Annotated in this window: 8 protein-coding genes; 4 read left to right on the top strand and 4 right to left on the bottom strand. The window is 67.7% G+C overall.

Going from position 1 to position 6791, the window contains the following annotated elements:
• A partial coding sequence (locus WAZ62_RS20580) for a hypothetical protein (protein WP_422645409.1) occupies positions 1 to 230 on the bottom strand: 230 nt, incomplete at its 3' end.
• A gap of 179 nt (positions 231 to 409) precedes the next feature.
• On the opposite strand from WAZ62_RS20580, the gene WAZ62_RS20585 reads away from it, so the two are divergent.
• Positions 410 to 796 (top strand): DUF1127 domain-containing protein, encoded by a 387-nt coding sequence (locus tag WAZ62_RS20585; protein ID WP_422645410.1) that lies wholly within the window; start codon positions 410 to 412, stop codon positions 794 to 796.
• A gap of 73 nt (positions 797 to 869) precedes the next feature.
• Here WAZ62_RS20585 and WAZ62_RS20590 read toward each other — a convergent pair whose 3' ends face one another.
• The 3 genes from WAZ62_RS20590 to WAZ62_RS20600 are packed head-to-tail and all read right to left on the bottom strand — an operon-like array spanning position 870 to position 4585.
• Complete coding sequence (locus tag WAZ62_RS20590) at positions 870 to 1751, bottom strand: 50S ribosomal protein L11 methyltransferase (RefSeq protein WP_422645411.1); 882 nt, start codon at positions 1749 to 1751, stop codon at positions 870 to 872.
• A gap of 28 nt (positions 1752 to 1779) precedes the next feature.
• Entirely contained in the window at positions 1780 to 4095 is a 2316-nt protein-coding gene (locus WAZ62_RS20595) for an ATP-dependent helicase (RefSeq protein ID WP_422645412.1), read from the bottom strand.
• A 4-nt stretch (positions 4096 to 4099) separates the two neighbouring features.
• Positions 4100 to 4585 carry a thioesterase family protein gene (locus tag WAZ62_RS20600; protein ID WP_422645413.1) on the bottom strand — a complete coding sequence of 162 codons (486 nt, stop codon included), beginning with the start codon at positions 4583 to 4585 and terminating at the stop codon, positions 4100 to 4102.
• Between the two features lie 114 nt (positions 4586 to 4699).
• Here WAZ62_RS20600 and WAZ62_RS20605 point away from each other — a divergent pair, with 114 nt between their 5' ends.
• From WAZ62_RS20605 to WAZ62_RS20615, 3 genes are all read left to right on the top strand, one after another.
• The gene (locus WAZ62_RS20605) at positions 4700 to 5002 is read left to right on the top strand and encodes a hypothetical protein (RefSeq protein WP_422645414.1); all 303 of its coding nucleotides are present in this window, start codon (positions 4700 to 4702) and stop codon (positions 5000 to 5002) included.
• A gap of 157 nt (positions 5003 to 5159) precedes the next feature.
• Positions 5160 to 6317: a trypsin-like peptidase domain-containing protein gene (locus WAZ62_RS20610; RefSeq protein ID WP_422645415.1), complete on the top strand. Its 1158-nt coding sequence runs from the start codon at positions 5160 to 5162 to the stop codon at positions 6315 to 6317.
• Positions 6318 to 6326: 9 nt separating this feature from the next.
• On the top strand, positions 6327 to 6791 hold a 465-nt coding region (locus WAZ62_RS20615), incomplete at its 3' end, for a hypothetical protein (protein WP_422645416.1).

A 6791-nucleotide genomic window follows, 5' to 3' on the forward strand; every position in this document is an offset into this window, starting at 1 on the left:
AGGCGGGGCCGCAGGCGCTTCACCACGCCTTCGACCTGGGGCCCGAGGGTGGTGGAAGCGCCGGGGTCGATCACGGCCAAGAGGTCGGCGCCCCGCCCGGCGGTCCCGGCGGCCGCGCCGGCAAGGCGAAGGGCCAGCGATTCCAGGGGCTTGCCCGGCATCAGGCGTTCCAGTTCGGCCATCTCTCCGGTGTCGAGGAAGCGGGCGGGGACCTGATCTGGAGTGCTCATTTTTTGGCCTCTTGGCGACAAATTCGGTACGACTGCTGAAGAGCTATGCATTTAGTGGGACGATAATTTGTTTCCAATGCGTTGAACGCATATCTCGCCTGCCGGCGCCCCCCTGCCGGAAAGTCCGCCCGCCGCGTATATCTTGCCATGACGGTAACGCCAACCGAAGGAGAAGCATCATGGCTTACGTTCCTTACGAGGCGTCCCGATCGCATGTTGGGCATGGGCCCGGCAGCACCTATGGTTTCATCGGCGGCCCGGACATGGTCACGGCCAGGATCGTCCCGCTGGTGGGGTTGAGTGTTTTCCTGTGGGAGATTGTCATGATCGTGGCCAAGGTTCCGGGAAAGCTCGTCGGGGCGCTGAAGGTCTTCATGGCGCGTCAGCGCCTCCGTGCCGAATTGTCTGTTCTTGACGACCGCCTCCTTGCCGATATCGGCATCGACCGCGGTCAGATTGATGGCGTCGTCGCCGGTCGTGTCCGGCGGGATGCCAAAGTGCTGTTGCAGGCACAGGCGCTGAAGGACGTGGCGAACGAAAACGCCGCGGCCCGCACCGCCGCTTGAGGCATCAGGTGCGCCCGACGGCGCGCCGAGACATTGTGACGAGACGCCGAAGCTGGGCGACCTCGACCTCTCCCTAGCGGGTGAGGATCAGGGTCGCCCAGTTTTCTTTGTGGATATGGGCGGCGAGGTGGAAGCCGCGCTGGCGGTAGGCCGACAGCACCATCGTCTCCTGCGACACCAGAAGTCCCGACAGGACGATGGTGCCGCCGGGCGCGACCACATCGCAAATCTGTTTCGCCAGTTTCATCAGGGGCACCGCCAGGATATTGGCGATCACGAGATCGAAGGGCGCGGCGGCCTGGACCTTCCGCTCGATCACGCCATCGGCGACCGTGTGCAGCGCCGCGGCGCGCAGGCCATTCTTCGCCGCGTTGTCGCGTGCCGTCTCGACCGCGACCGGATCGACATCGGTCGCCCAGAGCACCGGCGGATGCATCAGCTTCGCGGCCACCATGGCGAGGATGCCCGAGCCGGCGCCGACATCGATGACCCGGCGGAAACGGCGGATGCGGGCCAGCCGCTCCAGCGCGAGGACACAGCCCGCCGTCGTCGCGTGGCGGCCGGTGCCGAAAGCCATGCCCGCCTCGATTTCCAGGGCAATGGCGGCGACGGGCGGCACTTCCGGCGCCTCCGGGCCGTGGATCCAGAACCGGCCGATGTCGAGGGGCTTCAGGATCTTCTGAGTCTCCGACACCCAGTCGACATCGGGCAGCACGCGCCATTCGATCGGCGGCAGTTCGATGCCGGCGATGGTGGCGGCTTCGACCAGGGCATCGGCCAGTGCTTCCTTGTCGCCATCGGGGCCGAGCAGGGCTTCCAGCGTCCAGGTCGCGCCATCGTCGCGGGTCATCGTCGTCAGCGCGACGACGAGGTCGGACAGCATCAGCTCGAAGGCGGGCACCGCTTCCGGCGGCAGGGTCAGATGGGCTTCGATCAGGCCGGCGCCAGGATTCATGTCAGGGCCTCGGAAGGGAAAACAGGGGTTACGCCCGGGAGACGAAGCTGGCGATCACTTTCTTGACCCCCGCCTTGTCGAAATTGATGTCGAGCTTGTTGCCCTCGATGCGGGCGATGCGGCCATAGCCGAATTTCTGGTGGAACACGCGCTCGCCGGTCGAGAAATCCTCGCCCGTGTTGTCGGTCACGGTGACTCGCTCGGCGCTGAGATCGATGGCCCGCACGGGCTTGGCCTCGGCCGCGCGGCGATAGCCGGGGCCAGGCGTGCCGCGATCGCCGAACAGATCGGCCTCGCGCAACGAGGTGCCGAGGCTGGAGCTTCCCGCGTTGGCGCCCCACAGGCCGGGCTTGGCCTCGGTCTCGACATGGTCGCGCGGCATCTCTTCGATGAAGCGGGACGGAATCGCGCTTTGCCACTGGTTATAGATGCGGCGGTTGGCGGCATGGCTGATGATCGCCGTCTCCCGCGCCCGGGTGATGCCGACATAGGCGAGGCGGCGCTCCTCCTCGAGACCGGCGAGGCCGCTCTCGTCGAGGCTGCGCTGGCTGGGGAACAGGCCTTCCTCCCAGCCGGGCAGGAAGACCACGGGGAATTCCAGGCCCTTGGCGCCATGCAGGGTCATCAGCGTAACCATGTCCTGGCCGGCGTCGCCCCGCTCGATCTCCATCACAAGCGCGACATGGTCGAGGAAGGCGGGCAGGGATTCGAAGCCGGCGATGGCGTCGACCAATTCCTTGAGGTTGTCGAGCCGGCCCGGCGCCTCGGCCGACTTGTCGGCCTGCCACATGGCGGTGTAACCGCTTTCGTCCAGGATGGTCTCGGCCAGTTCGGCATGGGGCAGGTCGCGCCCGACCGAGCGCCAGCGGGCGAAGCCCTCGATCAGGTCGCGCAGCGCCGTGCGCGCCTTGGGCTTTAGTTCGTCCGTCTCGGTGATCACGCTCGCCGCGTGATGCAGCGAGATGCCGCGCGCCCGGGCAAGAATGTGAAGCTGCTGGATCGTGGCATCGCCAAGGCCGCGCTTCGGCACGTTCACGATCCGCTCGAAGGCGAGATCGTCCTCCGGCTGGACCACGATGCGGAAATAGGCGAGGGCGTCGCGGATTTCCTGCCGCTCGTAGAAGCGGGGGCCGCCGATCACGCGATAGGGCAGGCCGGTCGCCACGAACCGCTCCTCGAAGGCGCGGGTCTGGTGGCCGGCGCGGACGAGAATCGCCATGTCCGACAGGCGCCGGCCATGGCCGCGCATTCCCTCGATCAGGTCGGCGGTGGAGCGGGCCTCTTCCTCGCCGTCCCAATAGCCGATGACGCGGACCTTCTCGCCCGCCTCGTCCTCGGTCCACAGGGTCTTGCCGAGACGGCCCTGATTGGCGGCGATGAGGCCGGAGGCGGCGGCGAGGATATGGCCGGTGGAGCGGTAATTGCGCTCCAGCCGGATCACCTTGGCACCGGGGAAATCGCTCTCGAACTTCAGGATGTTGCCGACCTCGGCGCCGCGCCAGCCATAGATCGACTGGTCGTCGTCGCCGACGCAGCACAGGTTGCGCCAGCGCTGGGCCAGCAGGCGCAGCCACAGATACTGGGCGACGTTGGTGTCCTGATATTCGTCGACGAGGATGTATTTGAAGCGCCGCTGCCAGTCCGCCAGCACGTCCGGGTGGTTCTGGAAGATGGTGATGACATGCAGCAGAAGGTCGCCGAAATCGGCGGCGTTCAGGGTCTTCAGCCGGTCCTGATAGGCGGTGTAGAGGATCTTGCCCTTGCCCTCGGCGAAACTATGGGCGTCGTCGCTGCCCAGCCGGTCCGGGGTGAGGGCGCGGTTCTTCCAGCGGTCGATCAGCACGGCGAGGCTGCGGGCCGGGAACCGCTTGTCGTCCAGCCCCTCGGCGGCGATCAGCTGTTTCATCAGGCGCAGCTGGTCGTCGGCGTCGAGAATGGTGAAATTGGGCTGCAGGCCGACGAGTTCGGCGTGCCGGCGCAGGATCCGCGCGGCGATCGAATGGAAGGTGCCGAGCCAGTTCATGCCCTCGGCCGCGCCGGGCACGATGGCGGCGACCCGCTCCTGCATCTCGCGCGCCGCCTTGTTGGTGAAGGTGACGGCGAGGATCTGCCCCGGCCAGGCCTTGCCGAGGTGCAGGAGATGGGCGATCCGGGTGGTCAGCACCCGGGTCTTGCCCGTGCCGGCGCCGGCGAGGACGAGAACGGGACCGTCCGTCGCCTCGACCGCGGCGCGCTGCTCCGGGTTCAGGCCTTCGAGGTAATAGGGCGTCGGCGCCGGAACATCCGGTGCATCCGCCGGGCCGGGATCGTCCCAGCCGGCGGGATCGAAGGGATCGCTGGCCATCGGATCAGCTTTTCCGGCCAAGACCCATGACCCGGCCAAGGCCTTCCGGCGCGGGCAGGGCGGCATGGGCGGTGGCCATCTCGGCGAACATGGCCTGTAGATGATCCGGCATGACCTCGGTCTTGCGGGTGCCGAGATCGACATGGAGCGCGATCTGTTCCGAGGTCGCCGAGAGAAAGCCGTCCTCGGCGTGGCGCATCTCGATGAAATAATGCAGGCGCTTGGCGTCATGGCCGATCAGCTGGAAGCTGAAGGCGAGGGGGGCGCCGGTCGTCACCTCGCGCAGGTACCGGACATGGGTTTCCAGCACGAAGAACGAGCGGTTGGTCCGCTCGACATAAGCCTTGCCGCAATCGAACCGGTCGAAACTGCGGTCGAGCGCCTGATCGATCGCCAGCACGTAATAGCCGACGTTCATATGGCCGTTGTAGTCGACCCATTCGGGCAGGACGACGGCGCGGCCGCAGTCGAGGGGGGCTTCGGTAAACATGGCCGGGATCATAGAGGGAACATCGGGGGCAGGGAAGGCCCGCGGGCAGCACAGGAAAGCCCGCGATTCCGCCGTTTCAGGAACAGCGGAACCCTTCCGCCGGAGAAAACCATCATGTCGAAGCGAGCAGCTGCAGCAGCGCTGATTCTCGGACTCGGCCTGTTCGGTGCCGCCGGTGCGGCCCAGGCCCGGGACATCATCATCTATGAAGAACCGCCGCCGGCCCGGGTCGAGGTGGCGCCGGCCATTCAGGACCACGAGATCTGGGAACCCGGGCATTGGGCGCTGCGCGCCGGGATCTGGATCTGGGTGCCCGGCCGGGTGATCTTCGTGCGCCATCCCGAACATCATTGGATTCCCGGCCACTGGGCCGAGCGGCGCAACGGCTGGATCTGGATCGAGGGTCACTGGAACTGACGGGGCCTCTCGGGGGTTGTGATCCTCGACATTGGCACGGGGCAGGCGGTTTGTTAGCGTCGCCGCTCAAGTGCCTGTCCAGCGCATCGATGCGGTGCGATGGTGGGGGACGGCGCGTCTGCCACCGTCGCACCTGCCGAAGTCGGGATCGCCCTTCATGTCCATGCCTCAATCGCCCTCCCCGTCCGCCGAGCCCCGCCGGGGCAAGCCCTGGTGGCTGATTCCGGCCGGGCTCGTCGTCGCGCTGGTGTTTCTCGCCCTTGGCGCCTGGCTGGGCTGGGCGCTGCTCGCCCACAAGCTGGACGGGCTCGAAGGCCGGGCCAGCCTGATCGACGAGGCGCGTACGCGGGAAGAGATCGCCCTGCAGAAGAAGGCCAACGAGGCGCTGGAGAAGCGCATCGCCGAGGCGAAGAAGATCCTCGAAGGCGATGTCTGCACCGTCGACAATCCCTTCGGCGGCCTGCCGGCCCCGCCCGAAAGTACCGCGCCACCGGCCGAGGCCGTGCCGACGCCGGAAGGCGGCCGGGCGTTCGAGGGTAATCTGCTCGATCTCGTCGAGGGCGCGGTGGTCCTGGTGCTGTCACCCCGAGCGGAAGGTGTCGGCATGGGCTCGGGCTTCTTCGTCGCCCCGGGCTTTGTCGTCACCAACGCCCATGTCGTCGCCGGGGCGGGGGATATCTTCGTCACCTCCAAGCCGCTGGGCGGGGCCAGGACCGCGACCCTCGTCGCCTCGACCAATGCGACCGATCCCGGCGAGGTCGATTTCGCCCTCCTGAAAGTCGACGGCGTGCCGGCGACCATCCAGCCGCTGGCGGTGACCACCACGCTCGCCAAGCTCGATCATGTCGTCGCCGCGGGCTTTCCCGGCATCGTCATGGCGGGGGATCAGTCCTTTCGCCGCCTGATCGTACAGGGCGATGCCTCGGCCGTGCCGGAAATGGCGGTGACCAGCGGCGAGGTTTCGGTGATGCAGGACCTCGACGGCGGGGTTCCCGTCGTCGTCCACACCGCTGGCATTTCGCGCGGCAATTCCGGCGGGCCGCTGGTCGACCGCTGCGGCCGGGTTGTCGGGGTGAACACCTTCCAGATGGTCGATGCGTCGCAGGCGGTGCGGGTGAATTACGCACTCGCCAGCGCGAAGCTGATCGCCTTCCTGAAGAGCCAGAACGTCGGCGTGACCGTATTGTCGGGCCGCTGCGTGCCGGCCAATCCGCCGACCGAAGCCGCCGCCCCTGCTCAGGGCGTAAGTGGCGGGCAGGGCGCGAGCGGCGGGCAGGGCGGCGGCGCGGCCACGCCCGCGACGCCGTCGAAGTAACGCGCCGTCATGACCAGCCAGCTCGTCGCCTCCACCCGGTCGACCGATGTCCACGCCCTCGGCGCGGGCGGCCAGCCGGTTACCCTGGCCTTCGACCAGATCGCGCAATATCTGCGGCGCAACCTCTCGGCCGATCATGCCGCCCTGCTGGCCGAGCCGAATTTCGATCCCGGCCGGGGCCAGATCGACTGGTATGCCCCGGGCGAAGCCATGCCGCGCCGCCTCGTCGATCTGCCGGAGGGGGAGCGCGCGGCGGTCGAGGATCGCCTGGCCGCGCTGACCGGCGACATCCGCCGCAAGGCCGACGGTCTCGCGGCATCGAGCGATGGCGGCGAGCGGCTGATGGCGCAGATGCTGCTGCACGCCCTCGAAATTCCGTCGCTCGAGCATGTCCTCGTCATCGACGGCAAGCCGGTGCTGACCGGCTGGGGCAATGTCCGCGAGGGCGGCGAAGGCCAGCGCGGCGTGCTGACC

The organism is Zavarzinia sp., assembly GCF_049306435.1.
In the GTDB taxonomy this organism is placed as follows: Bacteria; Pseudomonadota; Alphaproteobacteria; order Zavarziniales; family Zavarziniaceae; genus Zavarzinia.

Bases quoted from the DNA above. Each gene is read 5' to 3' on its own strand.
- WAZ62_RS20585 (WP_422645410.1), top strand. From the start codon at position 410: ATGGCTTACGTTCCTTACGAGGCGTCCCGATCGCATGTTGGGCATGGG.
- WAZ62_RS20590 (WP_422645411.1), bottom strand. From the start codon at position 1,751: ATGAATCCTGGCGCCGGCCTGATCGAAGCCCATCTGACCCTGCCGCCG.
- WAZ62_RS20595 (WP_422645412.1), bottom strand. From the start codon at position 4,095: ATGGCCAGCGATCCCTTCGATCCCGCCGGCTGGGACGATCCCGGCCCG.
- WAZ62_RS20600 (WP_422645413.1), bottom strand. From the start codon at position 4,585: ATGTTTACCGAAGCCCCCCTCGACTGCGGCCGCGCCGTCGTCCTGCCC.
- WAZ62_RS20605 (WP_422645414.1), top strand. From the start codon at position 4,700: ATGTCGAAGCGAGCAGCTGCAGCAGCGCTGATTCTCGGACTCGGCCTG.
- WAZ62_RS20610 (WP_422645415.1), top strand. From the start codon at position 5,160: ATGTCCATGCCTCAATCGCCCTCCCCGTCCGCCGAGCCCCGCCGGGGC.